Here is an 18,303-nt window from a genome sequence, read left to right as displayed (position 1 = left end):
TTCTGATTGTTATTTTTTCACCTTGATTGTTTTAGCTTTGCTTGTGTTTCCTGCTTTATCCTTAGCCGTTACAGATAGGGAAGTGCCGGCTTTTTGTTTTTTGATTTTGACCGTGTAGTTCCCTTTGCTGTTGGCTGTCGCAGTACCAAGAGTTTTTGATCCTACTTTCACAGTTACTTTCGCACTTGATTCTGTTTTACCGGTAACCTTTGTAGAACTTGACTTTACCGTATTAACAGAAGGAGCAGAAGGAGCTGTTTTATCTGCGACTTTAACGTTTTTAGCTTTGCTTGTATTGCCAGCCTTATCTGTCGCAGTTACGGATAGGGAAGTACCAGCTTTTTGTTTTTTGATTTTAACGGTGTAGTTTCCTTTGCTGTTGGCAGTAGCTGTGCCAAGAGTTTTGGAACCAGATTTCACCGTCACCTTCGCACCTGCTTCTGTCTTCCCTGCTACGGTTGTTGACTTGTCAGATACCGTATTGACAGAAGGAGCAGAAGGAGCTGTTTTATCTGCCACTTTAACCGTTTTCGCCTTGCTTGCATTGCCAGCCTTATCTGTCGCACTTACGGATAGGGAAGTACCAGCTTTTTGTTTTTTGATTTTAACGGCATAGTTTCCTTTGCTATTGGCAGTAGCTGTACCAAGAGTTTTGGAACCGGCTTTCACCGTAACTTTCGCTCCTGTTTCTGTTTTACCTGTTACAGATGTTGATTTATCTGAAACAGCATTGACAGAAGGGGTAGAAGGAGCGGTCTTGTCTGTTACTGTGATTGCTGTTGCTTCGCTCACTAATCCAGTTTTCGGATCTGTAACAGTGGCGTATAATTTAGTACCAGCTTTTAGTTTAGTTTTTAAATCTACTGAGAACTTACCATTTTTAGCTGTTGTAGAAAGTGTTAGGTTCTTTTTGTCTGTAATGGTTACTTTTGAATCAGTTGGTGCAGTACCTGTGATTTTAGTGCTGGCATCTGATACTTGATTAATAGATGGTTTAACAGGTATAGGAACCTTATTAATCTCAATTCGTTTCGTTACCTGATGTCCAGCGAGGTCCTCGAGGACAAATTCATATTCATTTATACCATCCACTAATTGTAGTTCTAGATCTTGAGATATTGAGTAAGGTGCATATACAGGTAAATCTCCTAAATCATTAAATGTGTTTATTTCTTCATTGCCATTAACGACTAAGCGTAATGCATTATAGTTGTCGCCAACCTTGACTTTAACCTTTTGGCTATCACCTGCTGAGAAAACTTTATAATCAACATCAATGGTTGGTTTTTTCGTATCTATAAATATTTCTCTGTTAAAATCGATTTTGTTACCAGCGACATCAGCTCCGTAGAAACGGATATCTTTCTTACCTTCTTTAGAGAAATCGAGAACATCCCAGAAGTAATATTGTTTAGTTTCTTCATCCCATTCAAGCTCAAGATTTTGACGTTTACCTTCATACTCTACTAAAACATAATCCATGTTGGAATCGTCCGTTACATAGCCTTCGACCTCAATATCTAAATAGTCATAGACTCCAAGTGGTGCTGGTGATTCAGAGACAATGTAAGGGACCTTCTTATCCAATAATGATTTAGCTCCGCGATTACCGGCATAATCATGTGCAATAACATTGATATTATCTCCGTTTTTCACTTCGACAGGAGTATCATCACTATACTTTTGATCTGTTAAATTAACACTGTAAGTATTGTTGGTATTTGGTGCAACATAATTCTTGAGTGTTTTGCCATTGATGGATAACTCAATGTATTTAAGACCAGCACCTGTTTTTGTATCCTCTGCCTTAAATGTGACAGTTTTGGTTGCATCGTCATATTTAAGATCAGATACAGCTGGCTCTGTGTTATCAACCAAGATAGGCATCTTAAATACTTGTGCTTCTTTATTATCATAATCAATTGTTGCTTTAATTTCGTAATAGTATAATCCTTCTTGAACCTGCTTGTTATTTACTTTTCCATCCCATTCCGTAGTATATGGATCAAATGTGACGACAGAGTCTGCTGCATAATTCTTTCTTTGATACTTATCCGTCGTTATTTTACGTATCGTGTTACCATCTGTGTCAGTAATACTGTATTCTACCGTCTTACTATTTCGTAAAAATGATAGAGCTGGTGCTATTGAATCATTATGACTATCTTCATTTGGTGAAAAGGCTATTTTACCTGGATCGACAATTTGATTTTTATCAAATGGACTGATTCCGTAGAATTCCCCGGTATATGGATCGACAAGTCCTGTCATTCCATAGAAGGAGTTCGCATCATTATTCATTGGGTCGATAATGTTTGGTTTATTCCAATCACCTTTAAAACCAACAAATGGCACGGATAAGGTAGGTAGTGAATCTTCTACATTTTTGGCTTTTAAGAAAACAAATCCTTCGATAAAGTATCCGTTTTTCATTGCTTTTTCTAGATCAGCTTTGGCATTTTTTAAATCGATCGTAATGGTAAAATCTTTTGATTTTCCAGCTCCGATGGTAATTTCATTATCGGATATGACTATCGCTTTTTTAATTTCTTGAGGAGTCAAATTATTAAAAGTATGTCCATTTGACTCATAGAGTGCATCGGACAGCACAGTGGTATCTATTGTATAAGTTGCATCTTTCTTACTGAAGTTGGTAGCTGTCAATGCAAAAGAGAACTTATCCTTAGAAATTTCTTTTAATGTGACTTTTCCTTCATTAGTTCCTTTAGCTACAACATAAACGGATGAAGTGACTGCTGAATTTAAATTCATTACTCCTGCGCCCTGACGGCGTGGTGAGTAATATGTTGTACCAAGTGGGTCTTTAATAGTTTCAGATGTATTCATCAATAATGTTTTGGCACGTTCGACTTTATCCTTGCCTGTTAGACTTGGGAAAGTCTTTTCAACGTATTCCAATACAAGGGCGGACCCGCCGGATACATGAGGTGCAGCCATAGATGTACCACTCATAACCCCATACTTATTATCATTTAAAGTTGAATAGATTTTTCCGCCGGGTGCCGTAATTTCTGGTTTGAAATCTAAGTTTGGTGTTACTCCCCAAGAAGTAAAGGTGGACAATTGACCGGCCGTACCATTTTCAAGTTGGATCATGTCTCCTGTGAATTTAACTTTTCCTACTTCCCCAGCAGCTTTGAGTTTCTCTTCAAACATCGTTCCATCACTTATTCTCAATGATACAAGAGGAATGGTAGGATTGTTCAAGGCCATGCTCACAAAATCCCCATGTGCTGGAGTTCCTCTAACAATAACACCGATTGCACCTGCAGTTTCTGCTTGCTTTTGGATTTCTCCATAGTTTGGAGCAGCGCCAGTTCTGACAGCAAAGACAATTTTACCCTTTACATCCTTGTCCTTATATCGATCTGGGTGTCCATCTCCTACATAAACGACATCCTGTTCATTTGTGCCAAAAACATCTAGTGGCAGAGGAGAGGACTGTGTTTTATATCCAGCCGGATAAGTCGTTCCGCCTATTGTTAATTCGAATTTGTCTACAAATACATGCGTGTTTTCTAGAGATGCGACAGAAATTGAATCTTTGGAAACGCTTGGTGAACCGACAAGTCCGATATCAGGATTGATTGCAAGAGGATCTGCATATCCATCAGAGATTTGTGCAGAATTCCCTGCTGAGATTGACATCAGCACACCATTATTTACTGCTCTTTCCACAGCTTTTTGTTCTGGATCTTCCGGACTTTGGAATCCTGCGGTTGATCCAAGACTCATATTAAGCACATCTGCACCAAGCAGGATGGCATCATCAATTGCTTTAATATAAATATCGCCCCAAGTAGAAGGCATAGCAGCATCATTACCAAAAACTTTTAAAGCCAATAACTGAGTTTCAGGAGCAATTCCTTTTATACCACCAGCATCTTTAGAGCCATTGGACCCAACTGTCCCGCCTACGTGCATTCCATGCATGGATGCATCAGGCCCTAAATCTAAAATTTCCTGGTTTTTATCGTAATAGTTATATCCATATGGAACTTTTGTAGTGTGATACTTTCCTGGGAGATTATTCTTAGATACAACTGAGTCTACATCAGACTTTTTTAATTTAGCTTTACTTTCATCGGTCAAAATCATATCTTTATGGCTAGGATCAATTCCAGTATCGATAATACCAACAACTGTACCCGTACCATTGTATCCTCTGACCCATGTTTCTTCGGCCTTAACAATATCCCCACTGGATACCATTTCAGGTTTTACTTCCGGTCGCTTATATTCATTAGCGATATATACAGATGAAACAGTAGAGATACTTTCAATTTTTGAAATGTCTGAAGCCTTTACTTCACCACTGACCCCATTTGCGACTACTGTAAAGGAGTTTTCAACGTCGAATTTTACACGTTTTTTATTAATAGATGATAGGAAATCGGATTGTTGGTCTTTAACGTTTGCTTGTAATTCCGATTGTTTTGATTTGGAGAGTTCTTTAAACATAACACCTTGTTTAGTGGCGTAATCAATTGCAGGGGTACCTTCTAGTTCTACAATAACACGTACCTTTTCATCTGGGTCATATTTACTTACATCCAGTTTCTTTTTTACTGAGTTACTAAAGGGCTTTAGTTTGGTGTTTTCATATGTATTAGCGCTCGCTGTACCTATACCGATTAATAAGTTAGATAAGAGTAATACCAGTGATAGTAAAACAAAAACTGCATTCTTAGTATTTTTGAAATGCAAAGCTCCAACCTCCCCTTCATTTGTCAAAAACGATAAATCTACAAAATCCCTCCCCTTTGTTATCAATAATGGAATATAAGGTAAATAACCTACTATCTACCACACTATTAATTTACCACCATGATTATAAATAGTCTTTTGAATTTTTAGATTTTTCCAAAAATAGTTAAAATGTCTTAGCTTATTATAGGGTATATACACGAAAAAAAGAGAAGAGTGGGTAGATACACACAGGAGGAAGATAGGTAGAAAAGTACGGTTTTTTTAAGTGTACAAGGCCAGTTTAACTGCTGAAAGGCAAATTAGAGAATATATCGACATATATTTAAAAAAACTGAATGGCAACTAAAAAACTCAGAGTTTTATGGGCTCTGAGTAAGTATCCTTTAAAACTATATTATTTTTCGATACATCCCGACAGAATGGGGAGCAGTATATTCAAAACCAAATTTCTGATAAAGCTTGTCGGCTGGAATATCCGCTATTAAACTGATGTATGCTCCAGCGGGCACATGATTATTTAGATAGTCTGTCAGATTTTCCATTATTACTTTACCTAATCCCCTTCCTTGCCTATCGGGGCTGACTGCTACATCGACAACCTGGTAGAAACACCCTCCATCTCCTATAATTCTGCCCATCCCAATTAGCCTTCCGCTTTCTCTAAGAGATACGGCGAAGATTGAATTCTTCAGTGCGATATCAGCGGCCTGTTTTTCTTTCGGACTTAATCCCGCAGCTATTCGCAAATCTATATATTCCTGAGGGCTGGGTGGGTTATGTATAATTTCAATTCCGGTCTCCATAATATCCTCCTTTGTTTGCATACTACTAATAGCTTATTATACTTCTTTGCCAGATAATCAGATACATTTTGACTGGCTTATGCTGGGGTCTTTTAACGGTTCTTACGTGTGTGATCCGGCTTCATTTTTCCAGTACCTCGAGGTCATAGTCATAGCCACTAAGGGGAAGAGAAATCGTCTTCCTATCGCCTCTCTTTATGCTTGTCGGAGGCCTACAGGATGTAGGTCACAAAGATGTTGCCACATGAAGTGCGTTCTTAGCCGTTGTTCCTTGAAAAAGTCACCTCAGCACTAGCTGGATAGGAATTTCTTCTCCTAGTGCAATACTCGATTCTCTAATTATTTTTTGCGCTATTTTTTTGGAAGCAGTACTGCAGAGCTTTTTAATAGTCTTAGTTTAGCTACGCCTCAAGACCTAGGTGGAAATCAAGCTCAGGGTCGTTATAAAGAATATTCTTCCAAGTTAAACTAAAGACATAAGGAGGGAATATCAATGAAAAATCTCGGATTGATCTTGATTGTGCTGGTGGCTGGTCTAATCGTTATCGGTAATATTGGTTCCATTATTACATTGGCCATTACATTAGCTATTTTGTATTTTGCCGTGAAAGGATTCATGAAGTCGGATATAAATTTGTCGAAAGTGGTTTGGGGAGCAATTGCGGTTATTACATTATTGGCTTCAGTTGGTAATATACCTGCGTTAATTGGCTTGGTGGCTATGTATGTTCTTTATTATCTATATAAGGAGCATAAGAAGGAAAAGGACTATGTGAGTCATGATGATCCATTTACAAACTTTGAAAAAGAATGGGAACAATTAAATAAAAATTTTAAATGAGGAGTGTGCAGGAAACATGGCAAATTTATTTACTCGTATGAAAAATTCGGTAGAAGCAGATCTTCATGATTTAATCGATAAGCAGGAGGAGAGGAATCCAATTTCAAAATTGAATCAATATTTGAGACAATCCGAAAGAGAAGTTGAACAGGTTCAACAATTAATACAACGTCAATATCGATTGAAAGAGGAAATAAAGCGTGAATTAGCGGTTGCTAAGGAAATGGCCGATAAACGTAAACATCAGGCTTATATTGCTAAAGAAGCAGGCGATGTGAGTGAATTATACGAATTTGCCATTAAGGAACAGGCGGTTTATGAGGACCGTTCAGCCAAAATTGAACATCTGCTTGTGCAAATTGGTCTTGATTTAAAACAGCTTGAAGAGAAGTTTACTTTAATGAAGCAAAAGCTGAAAGATATGCATATAAAGAGACTTGAGCTGATGGGGCGGGAAAATATTGCAAAGGTTCATCATAAAATGGATAAGTTAATGGAGTCCGGTAAAGACGCTGTAGAGGGTGAAGGGCAACAATCCTTAGAAATTGATGATTATATGATGCAAATAGAAAATCGAGTGAAAGCTAATTATTATGAAGCAACGATTGATACCCGCATTGCAGAAATTGAAAAAGATTTAAAAAGGAAGGAAACAGTGAATTAAAAAAATGGTATTCTAGTATGTAGGACGCAGTATTTTGCTGCGTCTGTTTTAGATTAGTAATCAGCAGGTGTTCATCTATGAAGAATTACGGATAGGGGGTAGGAATATGCAGAGATATAAAGAAGGGCATTGGGCAGAAAAAATATTAATTGCTATTTTAATTGTTGCTTTAATTGAAATTATCTTTTTCCGCTTTCATGAAATTCTTTATACCGTATTGTTTTCGGGAATTTGTATTTATTACGGCTATTCCCGTTATTCTAAACTATTTGGGAAAATGATATTTTGGATTGGTATAATATCAGGTCTTATAGGCTTAATTAATCTATTCATTGTCAGGCTCCTACTCTTTATTATTCTTCTCTATTATATTTCACAACATCTTCAAAAGAGACGTGAACCTATTCAAATCAAACCTAAAGAATCGTTTGAACAGCAGGAAAAACAGAATGGGAATGGTGAAATATCCAAGCCTGTAATTACGAATAGAATTTTTGGAAGTCAGCAAACTCCTGAGTATGTATACGAATGGAATGATCTGAATGTGGTAAGCGTATACGGAGATACTCATATCAATTTGAGCAATACAGTCTTGCCAAAGGAAATATCAGTCATTTCGATTCGCAATGGTATTGGGGACATTGAAATATTTGTACCGTACGATGTGGGTGTGCAAATTTCCCACACTTGTTTATTTGGAACAGTACGTTTATTTGAAGAAAAGGAAAAAGAGCTTAGAAATCAGCAAATTATGTATAGGTCAGAAGGATATAACGAGGCTAGCTATAAAATAAAGGTCGTTACCTCGATCGGTGCTGGCAATTTGGTGGTGAAGTGGATATGAGTATACTAAAACGCCAATTACTGATCTGTATATCAATCTCTCTACTGCTATTTTTAACTATATTCTTATGTTATTATGTAATCTTTTTCTCCTCTGATTGGACTCCTCTATATGAGAAGAAGATCTTTAATGTGCCATTTCTGTTATTTGCGCTAAGTATTTCCCTGTTGTTTGGTGTTTTGTTCGGAATTGCAAGCGGGTTATTCTATAAATCTGAAATTAATCAGTTGAATGATACTTTGCGAAGTGTAAACCTCGGGGAAAATCCTTCGGAAAAAGAGATTAAGACAAGGGAGTTATCTGAATCTGTCGAGAAAGTAAAACAAATCCAAACGGTCCTTCTTGATCAGGCAAAACGTTCTCAGGCACTGGCTACTGAAAATTCAGTGGAACAGGAAAAACGAGTTCAGGCAATGGTTAAAGAGGAGAGAAACAGATTGGCCCGAGAACTCCATGATTCTGTCAGCCAACAGCTTTTTGCTGCTTCTATGCTTATGTCAGCCATCAATGAATCAGGTGGGGATGAAGAGACAAGTGAGAAAAAACAGCTTAGGATGGTTGAAAGTATGATTCAACAGTCCCAATTAGAAATGCGAGCCTTACTTTTACATCTCCGTCCTGTACATTTAAAGGATAAAAGTTTGAAGGAAGGCGTAGATAATCTTTTGAGCGAACTCAAACAAAAAATCCCTTTTACGGTAAAATGGAAGGTAGAAGATCTGGAATTGGAGAAAGGGATTGAGGATCATTTATTTAGAATCCTCCAGGAATCCGTTTCGAATACATTACGGCACGCTAAAGCACAATTATTGGAAGTGTATATTATTCAGCATGAACGTTCTTTAATTATGAGAGTGATTGATGATGGTGTTGGATTTACCGCAGATGAAGCGAAGGCTGGCTCTTACGGGTTACAAAATATGAAAGAGCGGGCGATAGAAATTGGCGGCATTCTAAAGGTGGTTTCGGTACCAAAGCAAGGCACGCGAATCGAAGTAAGAGTACCATTAGTGAATGTAGGTGAGAAAGTATGATAAGAGTATTGTTTGTAGATGACCATGAAATGGTTCGTATAGGTGTTTCTGCTTATTTATCTTCTTTATCCGACATTGAAGTGGTAGGGGAAGCGGAAAATGGACTTAAGGGTGTCGAAATGGCATTGAGCCTAAAGCCTGATGTAATATTGATGGATTTGGTAATGCCTGAAATGGATGGGATTGAGGCAACCAAGCAGATTCTAGCGGAGTGGCCGGAGGCAAAAATAATCATTGTGACGAGTTTTGTTGATGATGAAAAAGTGTACCCGGCTCTTGAAGCAGGTGCAATCAGCTATATGTTAAAAACCTCGAAAGCAAGTGAAATAGCAGATTCGATACGCGAAACCTATAAAGGGCAATCCGTTCTGGTACCGGAAGTGACAGATAAACTCATGTCTAAATTTAGGAACGCAAATAAAAGAGATTTGCACGAAGATTTAACATCACGAGAAATAGAAATTTTATTATTAATGGCGGAAGGAAAGACGAACCAAGAGATAGCAGATCAATTATTTATTGCACTTAAAACGGTTAAAACACATGTGAGCAATATTTTAGGTAAACTTCAAGTTCAGGATCGTACCCAAGCAGTAATTTATGCTTTCCATCATAAATTAACAAAATAGATTACCGATTGAATGAGTATGGTAATCACTTTTGTTAAGATAATTATCATTATAATTTTAATAATAAAGTGAAGCTCAACTCCGACTGTTCTAATTCAAATGGATTTGAGCTCTTTTATTTATGGATATGTTAAACTTAAGTGTTAATTATATCCAATTAATTTAGGAAATCCTATTTATGAAGGATTTTCCCCTTACTACCTTTTATTGAACGTGTTCTACTCCGTTTTCTACATACGATTCTAAAATTACTTCATTTTTATTTTTGTAATAATAGTAGGTTTTATTATCATCTTTTAGTCGAATACTAACCATCCAATTCTTATCTCCTCGTAAATTTGCAATAAATGGTTCACTGGAAATAATGTCATTCTTTGAAATGTTCTCTTCAGTTGTCAGATACTCAATTACACGTTGTTCAACAGTTGACTTTTTATATTGAATATAGCCTAATCCAATTCCGATAAAAGTTAACAAAATTAATACAGTCGCTCCTATTTTTCTCATTTACAACCTCCTAATAAAAATTTATTAATAAATTTAATAGAATAAAGACTACACACTGGACTTTTACAAGCATGAGCTATCATAAGTATCTGTCATTTCAAATAAAAATGATATTATAAAAATTGTTTGATAGTATGCTGGTAGATTCAGATGTGGAACCTTTCAACATTATAGGAAGTTAACTTATAAATACATTTTAAGCAAGTAGTCTTTAATACAGAAAGGTGTAGGATACTATCAAATGGGAATAACAATATATTACTCCCTTGCCTACAAAAGAAGGGATTTTTTGTGTATTTTTTAAATTTCCATAGAAAGATAGTTTCGTATTCGGGTAATATAAATAATGTAAAGGAGCAGAAAGAAGGTATAAAATGATTGATCAAGCACAACAAGGAGTTAAACAAAAAATAAAGAAGGAAAAAATATGGACAAGAGATTTTGTCTTCATTTGTATTACAAACTTCCTGATCTTTTTAGGTTTTCAAATGACCTTGCCGACAATTTCGTTGTACGTTAAACATCTCGGTGGAAGTGACCAGCTAATAGGAGCAGTTGTGGGGATATTTACATTTTCAGCTTTGCTGATTAGGCCCTTTGCCGGCAAGGCATTGGAAACGAAGGGAAGACGAATTGTCTATTTCGGAGGTTTAATTGTTGTTATCCTTACCCTCGGGTCATTTGGTTTTATGGCAAGTATTGCTTTGCTGTTCATGATGCGGATTATTCAAGGATTGGGTTGGGGAGCATTAACTACAGCTACTGGTACGGTTGCTTCAGACTTGGTTCCGGCATCAAGACGGGGTGAAGGAATGGGTTACTTTGGGCTGTCCGGAAATATTGCGATGGCTATTGGGCCATCTCTTGGTCTTGCTTTGGTTGTTATGATACCATTTAATCAGTTTTTCTTAATTTGTGCTATTCTAGGAGTTATTGCTCTTCTGGTAGCAACGCAGATTAAGTTCAAGAAAGCTGAGAAAGTGACTGTGCAGCCAACTGGTAAGAAGATACTGGATCTATATGAAAAAAGCTCGTTAAAACCATCCATACTGGCATTTTTCATCACATTTACTTTTGGGGGAATAGCTACTTTTCTTCCTTTATATACAGCACAAAAGGGAATCGATGGAATCCAGTGGTATTTTGTTATCTATGCATTATCTGTTATGTTGACAAGAACGTTTGCCGGACAATTATATGACCGTAAAGGGCACAAGGCTGTATTTATACCGGGAACATTGTTGGTGTTTATTGCGATGCTATTACTATCCTGGCTGCCTAGCACCAGCATGATGTTATTTGCGGCTTTCCTTTATGGATTTGGATTTGGAAGCGTTCAGCCAGCCTTACAGGCATGGGCAATTGATCAGGCACCCCAAAATCGTAAAGGAATGGCTAATGCTACATTTTACTCGTTCTTTGACTTAGGTATAGGGATAGGAGCTATGATTTTCGGACAGATTGGACATTCATTTGGCTACAGCAGTATTTATATGACAGCGGCTGTGTCCGTATTCATGTCGATGGTTATTTACGTACTTATAACCCGTGAGAAAGCAGTTCGCTAATTGCTTAATTACGTATAAAAAACCAGGTGAGTCATGACTCACCTGGTTTTTTATATAGATTTTCTATTCTCTTTTTTTTACCGGATGAATTGAATGGAAGAGTACATAAATCCCCAATAAAATAACAGCGAATCCAAATCAATTAAAAACCATTTCGTATCGCAAAAAGAGCAGCCTGAGTACGGTCCTGCAGCTCTAGCTTAGACAGGATATTGGATACATGAGTTTTTACCGTTTTTTCGGTTATGTAAAGTGCTGAAGCAATCTCTTTATTGCTTTTACCGTTGGTGATTTCCTTGAGAACTTCCTTTTCTCTTTGAGTCAATGATTCTAACGAATTCTGCTTGGATTTATTCGTTTGCAGAACTGTCATTAATTCTGCGGTAATTTTGGAATGAATATAGATTTCTCCGTTTACTGCCTTTTTAATAGCTAGGATTAGTTCCTCTGGGTCGCTTTCCTTTAATAGATAGCCACTGGCTCCCGCATCCAAGGCAGGAATGGCATGGTTTTGATCTGACATGCTGGTGAGGATTAAAACTTTCACATTCGGTATGGTTTCCACAATGTGTTTTGTTGCATCGATTCCGTCCATTACAGGCATTAGTAAGTCCATTATCATAATCTCGGGAGTCAGTTTTTTGGCCAGTTCAATTGCTTCCTTACCGTTTGTTCCTTCTCCAATTACGCTCATATCAGGATGGCTATTTAATAATAATGCCAGTCCTTTCCTAACGACATGGTGATCATCCACTAAAACAATTTTTATCGTCATTAAAATTCTCCTTTAGTATGGCAATTCAACCGTTAAACTGGTGCCGGAGTTCTTTTTGCTAATTATGCTTAATTTCCCTTGCAGGGCTGTTACGCGTTCTTCTATACTCTTAAGCCCAAGACTCGGCAATCCCTTTACTGATGAAATATCGAATCCTACTCCTCCATCTTCAACCGACATGATAATATGATTTTGTTTGTATTCAAGAGAAAGTAAGACTTCTTTTTGACCGGAATATTTAATGGCATTATTGAAGGCTTCCTGCCCAATCCTCCATAAATTTCCTTCGATTTTTGAAGGGAGAGATCCTGTCCCTTTCACCTGAACAATAACTTGTAAACCGAGTATTTCAGCATATGATTTGAGGGCACAAACGAGTCCGTTCTTTAGTCCATCTGGCCGTAATTGCCAGATCAATGCCTTCATTTCAGCCTGTGCATACTGTGACATCCTCCCAATATCAGCAAAAATCTGTTTGATTGAATCCTCTTTTGATAGATTGATTCCGGCCTTTGATGTCACATTAATAGAGTAAAGTAATTGATTTACAGAATCATGCAGGTCCCGTGCCAAGCGATTTCGTTCCTCTGCAACTTTCAGTTCCTGCTCCCGTTTTGTTAAATGGATTCGTCTCAGGGCATTGCCGATTTGATAGGCAACGGATTCTAAGAGACCCAACTCTTCTGCTTCGAATCTTTCTTTATTCGTTACGGCTACGTTTAATACGCCGAATTTTTCATCCCCAGCTGATAAGGGAACAGTAGCATGGTAAACAAGGCCATACGTATCGCCCCATTGATTCAATCTTGCATTTTCCAACCGCTTGCATTCCATAATGTTCGAAGCTTTATGTAGATTATCTTTTAAAAATTTATTCACACACCAACAGTCACCTGTACACATGGGTTCATAGTCTGAAATTTTTAAAGCGGGCGGCAGTCCCTCAGAAGCGGCTAATTTGTAATTGCCCCGTTCGTCAATAAGGAAGATCCAGCCGGTTTCCAAAGAGGTTATTTTTAAAAGCTTCTTTAATACCTGAGCCAAAACTTCTGTTAAATCAGTGCCTTCGTTTAATGTTTCAGCGATTTCTTTCAATATATGAATCTCTGAGAGAAAAATTTTACGGACCACCTTTAGTCTCCTTAATAGATGTTTTGTTATTATTATACATTTTTTATGGTGGAGTACTACTAAAGATGTAGCTGAAACTCCATCCATCCTCCGAGGGCATGGCTGTTTTTTTGCAATACGCTATAAGTATAAGTTTCTATAGGAGGTATAAATCATGAAAACAGTTGTGATTACAGGAGCATCTAAAGGATTAGGGAAAGCATTAGCCCTTGCTTTTGCAAAACAAGGATACAATCTCGCAATTTGTGCGCGGGGAGAAGAGCGGTTACAGGAAGTGAAAAGAATGACTGAGGAATTGGGTAGTACAGTTCTGGCAGTAAAAGCGGATGTTACAAATCAGCGTGATGTGGAAGCCTTTATTTCCATGACAGAAAGCAGATTTGGTCAAATTGATGTTTTAATTAATAATGCTGCTGTATTGGGGCCTAGCCCGATGCCACTCTTACTGGATTATTCAGAGGTTGATTTCATGAATGTTATAAAGGCAAACAGCCTAAGTCCATTTATGGTCACAAAACGTGTTCTGCATGGAATGCTTCAGCGTAATGAAGGCTCTATTATCAATGTGACATCAGAAGCAGGGCAAAAAGGATATGCGGGATGGGGAGCCTATGGAATTTCGAAGTTTGCACTGGAAGGACTGACCGAAACATGGGCAGATGAGCTCTCGGAAACGAATATACGAATCAATATGATTGACCCCGGCAGTATGGATACGGACATGTATGCATTGGCAGACCCTAATCATAATGAGGAGCTGGCTAAACCGGAGGAGGTACTGGGTGCCTTTGTTTATTTAGCCTCGAATCATTCACGGCATATTAACGGTAAACGGTTTGAAGCACAGAAGTTCGAGCTTGAACAGGAGGGATTATAATGGCATTGCCTCTCAGGAAAAAATTTTTTCTGCCTCAAGAATTAAATGCGTCCGAACCTCCCGAGTTCAGAGGTATGAGAAGGGACCAAGTCAAGCTAATGGTGACAGATAAAGGGATTGGAACAATGGAACACACTCAATTTTCCCATCTAGATCGGTATCTGAAGAAAGGTGATATTCTGGTTTTAAATAATAGCAGGACAATTCCTGCCTCAGCAAGGGCAACAATTACTAGAAAAGGGATCGTTAAAGCCGAAGCTGTAGAAATAAGGTTTGCAAAAAAGATTGAGAATAACGCCTGGGAAGTGCTGGCCCTGCATGAAGATATAGAAGTTGGAGATGTGCTCATTTTTTCTGAAGGACAATTGAAAGGAGAGATAAGTGGCAGGGTAGAAGCTACCCCTTTGTGGAGTGTTTGTTTTTCTCAATCAGAGGATCGTATTTTACATTATTTATATCAGAAAGGAGAACCCATTCGGTATGAATATGCGAAACAGGCACTTGATTTAAACTTCTATCAAACGGTCTATGCTTCAGTCCCTGGCTCCGTTGAAATGCCATCTGCTGGCCGAGCCTTTACCTGGGAAATGCTTTTCAATCTTCAAAGAAAGGGAGTTAAGCTTCAGTTTATTCAGCTTCACACAGGCTTGAGCTATTTACTAGATGACTACTGGCCAGTAAAACCGGAAACCAATCCTGAAATCTATGAAATCCCCAGTGAGACAATGGATATGATTCGGCATGCGAAAAAAGAGGGGAGAAGAGTGATTGCTGTCGGAACCACGGTTGTTCGTGCTTTGGAGACGGCTCTGCTAACTGAAGAGCTCAAGGGTAGCACCAATTTGTATATCGGACCTGATTACCATATGAAAGCAGTAGATGGTATCCTCACTGGTTTCCATGAACCTGAGGCGAGCCATTTGGATATGCTCACTGCTTTTATTGATTCGGATTTCCTTTTTAAAACGTATGAGGAAGCCGTACTAAAGGGGTATTTATGGCATGAGTTTGGAGATGTGAACTTAATTATATGAAAACGTTGAATATTCATCACGTTGGTTTTGAGGTGAAAAGCCAGGAGCTTACAAGGTTCATTTATGAAAAATATCTGGGATTTCGTACTGAACAATACATGGAGTTGGAAGGAGAAAAGATTGTATTCTTAGTGAATGACCGATTAAGGATTGAATTGATTGAAAATGGAAGAATTGATGAAAAAGGTTTATACGAGGCACATATATGTTTTGAAACAGATTGTTTACAAATTTTAAATGAAAAGGATGTATCTATTTTAGAGGGGCCAATAAGGATGGGAAATGGCTGGACAATTGTTTTTATTGAGGGGAATAATGGTGAAAGAATTGAGTTATTAAAGAGGATTTAGGCTTTCTGCAAGCGAACAACTTACGTATAAGTACAGATGTGGATTAAACATAACGCTGATTGGAATATAGGTATGTTCTTTTAAAACATGTTTTCCAGTCAGTTGAGGTATCCAGCAGATTCTTTATTAACCTACCATTGGCTAATAAAGAAATGGTGACTATTATAAAAGAACTTGGTTCACTGAAACGATTGGTCAGGTATCGATGGAAAAATCACTTCAATAGAATTGGTAATTATTCCTGTTATAATAAGAGGGATTTTATAATTGGTTGGGGGAGGTTTGAGGATATGTATGATGTTATAGTTATTGGAGCAGGACCAAGCGGTGCAAGTGCTGCATTATTCACTGCCAAAGCAGGTAAAAAAACGTTGGTGTTGGATAATGATAAAAGTGTCACAAAACGTGCCTGGATTGAAAACCATTATGGTGTAGAAGAAATCACTGGACCTGACTTTATTGCAATCGGTAAAAAACAGGCAGAGAAATTCGGCGCTGAATTCAAGGTTGCAACCGCTGAAAAAATCGAAGTGGCGAATGATGGAGTAATCATCCAAACGGAAGAATCCAACTATATGGCAAGTGAAGTGATCTTGGCTTCTGGTATGTTAGTTGACCTCGCTGAAGCTTCAGGCATCAAAACAAAGGAAGGTACTGAACCGCGTATTAAAAAAGTGATTGATGTCGATGATTCCGGTAAAACCTATCTTGATCATGTCTGGGCAGCCGGCACAGTTGCAGGTGTGAGCATGCATACAATTATTACAGCAGGGGACGGAGCAAGAGTCGCGATAAATGTAATCAGTTCTCTGAATGGGGAACGTTATGTTGACCATGATATTCTAAAATCTTAAATTAAATGAATAATAGTTGAATGATATCGTTACGGCTCATGAGTGGGTCGTTTTTTTGTTTGACTCTGTTTGTAGATAATGTTCGTTTTTGAATTCCCGTTCTTATTCAACTAAGGCGAAGATTAGTTGAATAAGAGAAGCGATGCTTTTATGTCGTATTTGACCAAAATTATGCAGTAAGAGGAGCTAGATTAACAGAGTCATTTATGAATAACAACCCTAGTACCAATTGGTCCTCTAGATGATAATTCTAGAACATCATGATTAAACATCCTAATACAACCATGTGAGACATTCTTACCGATTGAAGCTGGGGTATTTGTTCCATGTATACCGTAATGAGGCTTTGACAAACCCATCCAAAGAACTCCGAATTGTCTTCCAGGATTACGTTGTTTATTGATTATCTTGTATGTCCCAGTAGGTGTTGGTGATAATATTTTCCCAACTGCAATTGGGTAAGCTTTTATCAGCCTATTTCCATCAAAAAGTTTTAATTGATGTTTCGATGTTGATATGTCAATCCATCTCGCCACAAATAACAACTCCATTTTTTAATATATTGTATGAAGTAACATAGGGATTTGTTAATTAATAGACATTATCAGCAATATATACGAACAGAGCCTTTTGTTTAGTTGCAATTTGTACAGCTTTCAGGTACTGAGATGGAAGATAACTGCATATAAAAAAGCCAATCTCCTTCTCAAAGATTGGCCTGAATCTATTAATAATTTTCAATTAACTCGGCATCTATTTCAGCTAAAAGCTCGCCGGCTTTACGGTCATTAATCACGAGGTCTGCATAAAAATCAAAATTAGTAGGCTCTAAATTAATAATAACCAGTTTCGCACCATTTTGCTTGGCAATTAAAGGGAACTGATTAGCAGGTGTCACTGATAACGATGATCCGAGAACAATAAACAGGTCTGCTTTTTCACTTTCAGCCTCAGCCATCATGAATGGTTTTTCAGGCAACATTTCACCAAATAAAATGACGGATGGACGAAGCTTGCCGCCACACTCACATTGATAGGATTCATTTAAATACATTTCACTGCCATATTCCTTACCGCATGTTTGGCAATGTACCTTTTGTAAGGTTCCGTGCAACTCTGCTACCCGACTGCTGCCGGCTTCCTGGTGGAAACCATCTACATTTTGCGTAATAATACTTTGAATAATACCTTCACGTTCCCATTTAGCGAGAATAGAATGGCCTTTATGTGGGCCGTGTTCCTTCACTCCTACCACACGCTGGCGATAAAATTCAAAAAACTCTTTGACATTTTGATTAAGTGCATCTGTACTGGCAATAGTGCCTGGATCTTGCTTCTTCCACAATCCGTTATTAGTTGAGCGGAAATCAGGTAACCCGCTTTCAGTCGAAAAACCTGCACCAGTGAAGATAACGGTGTAGTTAGATTCTTTTAATAAAGTTACTAGTTTGGACAAAATACCTGCCTCCTGTTTTAGGGTCCTCTGTACATAATTATTCATCATTATATCACGAGCCGATTAGCTATTCTAAATCATTGGTTTCGCGAAAATCGATGTATTATATGAGAAAATAGAAGAAACTATTCGAATAATCGAGAATCAGCTTCGAACATGGAGCTTCTATTCTCTTTTCATTTTTATGTTATAAAGGAGGATCCCA

The 18,303-nt window shown here is 37.8% G+C and carries 17 protein-coding genes; 10 read left to right on the top strand and 7 right to left on the bottom strand.

Annotated features, from left to right (window positions below; all coding sequences use genetic code 11):
* Positions 1-9 precede the first annotated feature (9 nt).
* The gene (locus A8L44_RS02740; RefSeq protein WP_139063791.1) at positions 10-4,728 is read right to left on the bottom strand and encodes an Ig-like domain-containing protein; all 4,719 of its coding nucleotides are present in this window, start codon (positions 4,726-4,728) and stop codon (positions 10-12) included.
* A 392-nt stretch (positions 4,729-5,120) separates the two neighbouring features.
* Positions 5,121-5,534, bottom strand: a complete 414-nt coding sequence (locus A8L44_RS02735) for a GNAT family N-acetyltransferase (RefSeq protein WP_066101168.1) — start codon at positions 5,532-5,534, stop codon at positions 5,121-5,123.
* 493 nt (positions 5,535-6,027) lie between these two features.
* Here A8L44_RS02735 and A8L44_RS02730 point away from each other — a divergent pair, with 493 nt between their 5' ends.
* The 5 genes from A8L44_RS02730 (at position 6,028) to A8L44_RS02710 (ending at position 9,546) form a co-directional block, all read left to right on the top strand.
* Positions 6,028-6,375 carry a lmo0954 family membrane protein gene (locus tag A8L44_RS02730; protein ID WP_066101165.1) on the top strand — a complete coding sequence of 116 codons (348 nt, stop codon included), beginning with the start codon at positions 6,028-6,030 and terminating at the stop codon, positions 6,373-6,375.
* A gap of 16 nt (positions 6,376-6,391) precedes the next feature.
* Complete coding sequence (locus tag A8L44_RS02725) at positions 6,392-7,039, top strand: PspA/IM30 family protein (RefSeq protein ID WP_066101162.1); 648 nt, start codon at positions 6,392-6,394, stop codon at positions 7,037-7,039.
* 106 nt (positions 7,040-7,145) lie between these two features.
* Positions 7,146-7,883, top strand: coding sequence for a cell wall-active antibiotics response protein LiaF (liaF, locus tag A8L44_RS02720; RefSeq protein ID WP_066101160.1), 738 nt, complete (start codon positions 7,146-7,148; stop codon positions 7,881-7,883).
* Complete coding sequence (locus A8L44_RS02715) at positions 7,880-8,917, top strand: sensor histidine kinase (RefSeq protein ID WP_066101157.1); 1,038 nt, start codon at positions 7,880-7,882, stop codon at positions 8,915-8,917. Before liaF ends, A8L44_RS02715 begins: the two co-directional genes overlap by 4 nt.
* A complete protein-coding gene (locus tag A8L44_RS02710; RefSeq protein WP_066101156.1) occupies positions 8,914-9,546 on the top strand; it encodes a response regulator transcription factor in 633 nt (210 codons plus the stop codon). The genes A8L44_RS02715 and A8L44_RS02710 overlap by 4 nt, the downstream gene beginning before the upstream one ends.
* Positions 9,547-9,750: 204 nt before the next feature.
* Here A8L44_RS02710 and A8L44_RS02705 read toward each other — a convergent pair whose 3' ends face one another.
* On the bottom strand, positions 9,751-10,053 hold the full coding sequence (locus A8L44_RS02705) for a DUF3139 domain-containing protein (protein WP_066101154.1): 303 nt from the start codon (positions 10,051-10,053) through the stop codon (positions 9,751-9,753).
* Positions 10,054-10,427: 374 nt separating this feature from the next.
* Between A8L44_RS02705 and A8L44_RS02700 the strand changes: the two genes are divergently transcribed.
* A complete protein-coding gene (locus tag A8L44_RS02700; protein ID WP_066101151.1) occupies positions 10,428-11,621 on the top strand; it encodes an MFS transporter in 1,194 nt (397 codons plus the stop codon).
* 142 nt (positions 11,622-11,763) lie between these two features.
* Here A8L44_RS02700 and A8L44_RS02695 read toward each other — a convergent pair whose 3' ends face one another.
* Positions 11,764-12,396: a response regulator gene (locus tag A8L44_RS02695; RefSeq protein WP_066101148.1), complete on the bottom strand. Its 633-nt coding sequence runs from the start codon at positions 12,394-12,396 to the stop codon at positions 11,764-11,766.
* Positions 12,397-12,408: 12 nt separating this feature from the next.
* Positions 12,409-13,527 carry a GAF domain-containing sensor histidine kinase gene (locus A8L44_RS02690; protein WP_066101145.1) on the bottom strand — a complete coding sequence of 373 codons (1,119 nt, stop codon included), beginning with the start codon at positions 13,525-13,527 and terminating at the stop codon, positions 12,409-12,411.
* Positions 13,528-13,681: 154 nt separating this feature from the next.
* Between A8L44_RS02690 and A8L44_RS02685 the strand changes: the two genes are divergently transcribed.
* From A8L44_RS02685 to A8L44_RS02670, 4 genes are all read left to right on the top strand, one after another.
* The gene (locus A8L44_RS02685) at positions 13,682-14,404 is read left to right on the top strand and encodes an SDR family NAD(P)-dependent oxidoreductase (protein WP_066101142.1); all 723 of its coding nucleotides are present in this window, start codon (positions 13,682-13,684) and stop codon (positions 14,402-14,404) included.
* Entirely contained in the window at positions 14,404-15,438 is a 1,035-nt protein-coding gene (locus A8L44_RS02680) for an S-adenosylmethionine:tRNA ribosyltransferase-isomerase (protein WP_066101138.1), read from the top strand. Before A8L44_RS02685 ends, A8L44_RS02680 begins: the two co-directional genes overlap by 1 nt.
* Positions 15,435-15,788, top strand: coding sequence for a VOC family protein (locus A8L44_RS02675; RefSeq protein WP_066101135.1), 354 nt, complete (start codon positions 15,435-15,437; stop codon positions 15,786-15,788). The genes A8L44_RS02680 and A8L44_RS02675 overlap by 4 nt, the downstream gene beginning before the upstream one ends.
* Before the next feature lie 290 nt (positions 15,789-16,078).
* Entirely contained in the window at positions 16,079-16,642 is a 564-nt protein-coding gene (locus A8L44_RS02670; protein WP_066101132.1) for an NAD(P)/FAD-dependent oxidoreductase, read from the top strand.
* 200 nt (positions 16,643-16,842) lie between these two features.
* On the opposite strand, the gene A8L44_RS02665 is transcribed toward A8L44_RS02670, so the two are convergent.
* On the bottom strand, positions 16,843-17,178 hold the full coding sequence (locus A8L44_RS02665) for a L,D-transpeptidase (RefSeq protein WP_066101129.1): 336 nt from the start codon (positions 17,176-17,178) through the stop codon (positions 16,843-16,845).
* A 191-nt stretch (positions 17,179-17,369) separates the two neighbouring features.
* The gene (locus A8L44_RS02660) at positions 17,370-18,098 is read right to left on the bottom strand and encodes an NAD-dependent protein deacylase (RefSeq protein WP_066101123.1); all 729 of its coding nucleotides are present in this window, start codon (positions 18,096-18,098) and stop codon (positions 17,370-17,372) included.
* Between the last annotated feature and the right edge of the window lie 205 nt (positions 18,099-18,303).

It is taken from the genome of Bacillus sp. FJAT-27986, from assembly GCF_001685035.1.
Classification (GTDB): Bacteria; Bacillota; Bacilli; order Bacillales; family Pradoshiaceae; genus Pradoshia.
Note: the sequence above shows the minus strand (reverse complement) of the source record. Positions and strands in the feature narration are given on the sequence as shown.

What these genes read in the sequence shown, in the direction of transcription:
- A8L44_RS02705 (WP_066101154.1), bottom strand. Translation starts at nt 10,053, where the DNA reads ATGAGAAAAATAGGAGCGACTGTATTAATTTTGTTAACTTTTATCGGA.
- A8L44_RS02700 (WP_066101151.1), top strand. Translation starts at nt 10,428, where the DNA reads ATGATTGATCAAGCACAACAAGGAGTTAAACAAAAAATAAAGAAGGAA.
- A8L44_RS02695 (WP_066101148.1), bottom strand. Translation starts at nt 12,396, where the DNA reads ATGACGATAAAAATTGTTTTAGTGGATGATCACCATGTCGTTAGGAAA.
- A8L44_RS02730 (WP_066101165.1), top strand. Translation starts at nt 6,028, where the DNA reads ATGAAAAATCTCGGATTGATCTTGATTGTGCTGGTGGCTGGTCTAATC.
- A8L44_RS02675 (WP_066101135.1), top strand. Translation starts at nt 15,435, where the DNA reads ATGAAAACGTTGAATATTCATCACGTTGGTTTTGAGGTGAAAAGCCAG.
- A8L44_RS02715 (WP_066101157.1), top strand. Translation starts at nt 7,880, where the DNA reads ATGAGTATACTAAAACGCCAATTACTGATCTGTATATCAATCTCTCTA.
- liaF (WP_066101160.1), top strand. Translation starts at nt 7,146, where the DNA reads ATGCAGAGATATAAAGAAGGGCATTGGGCAGAAAAAATATTAATTGCT.
- A8L44_RS02685 (WP_066101142.1), top strand. Translation starts at nt 13,682, where the DNA reads ATGAAAACAGTTGTGATTACAGGAGCATCTAAAGGATTAGGGAAAGCA.
- A8L44_RS02680 (WP_066101138.1), top strand. Translation starts at nt 14,404, where the DNA reads ATGGCATTGCCTCTCAGGAAAAAATTTTTTCTGCCTCAAGAATTAAAT.
- A8L44_RS02735 (WP_066101168.1), bottom strand. Translation starts at nt 5,534, where the DNA reads ATGGAGACCGGAATTGAAATTATACATAACCCACCCAGCCCTCAGGAA.
- A8L44_RS02670 (WP_066101132.1), top strand. Translation starts at nt 16,079, where the DNA reads ATGTATGATGTTATAGTTATTGGAGCAGGACCAAGCGGTGCAAGTGCT.
- A8L44_RS02725 (WP_066101162.1), top strand. Translation starts at nt 6,392, where the DNA reads ATGGCAAATTTATTTACTCGTATGAAAAATTCGGTAGAAGCAGATCTT.
- A8L44_RS02710 (WP_066101156.1), top strand. Translation starts at nt 8,914, where the DNA reads ATGATAAGAGTATTGTTTGTAGATGACCATGAAATGGTTCGTATAGGT.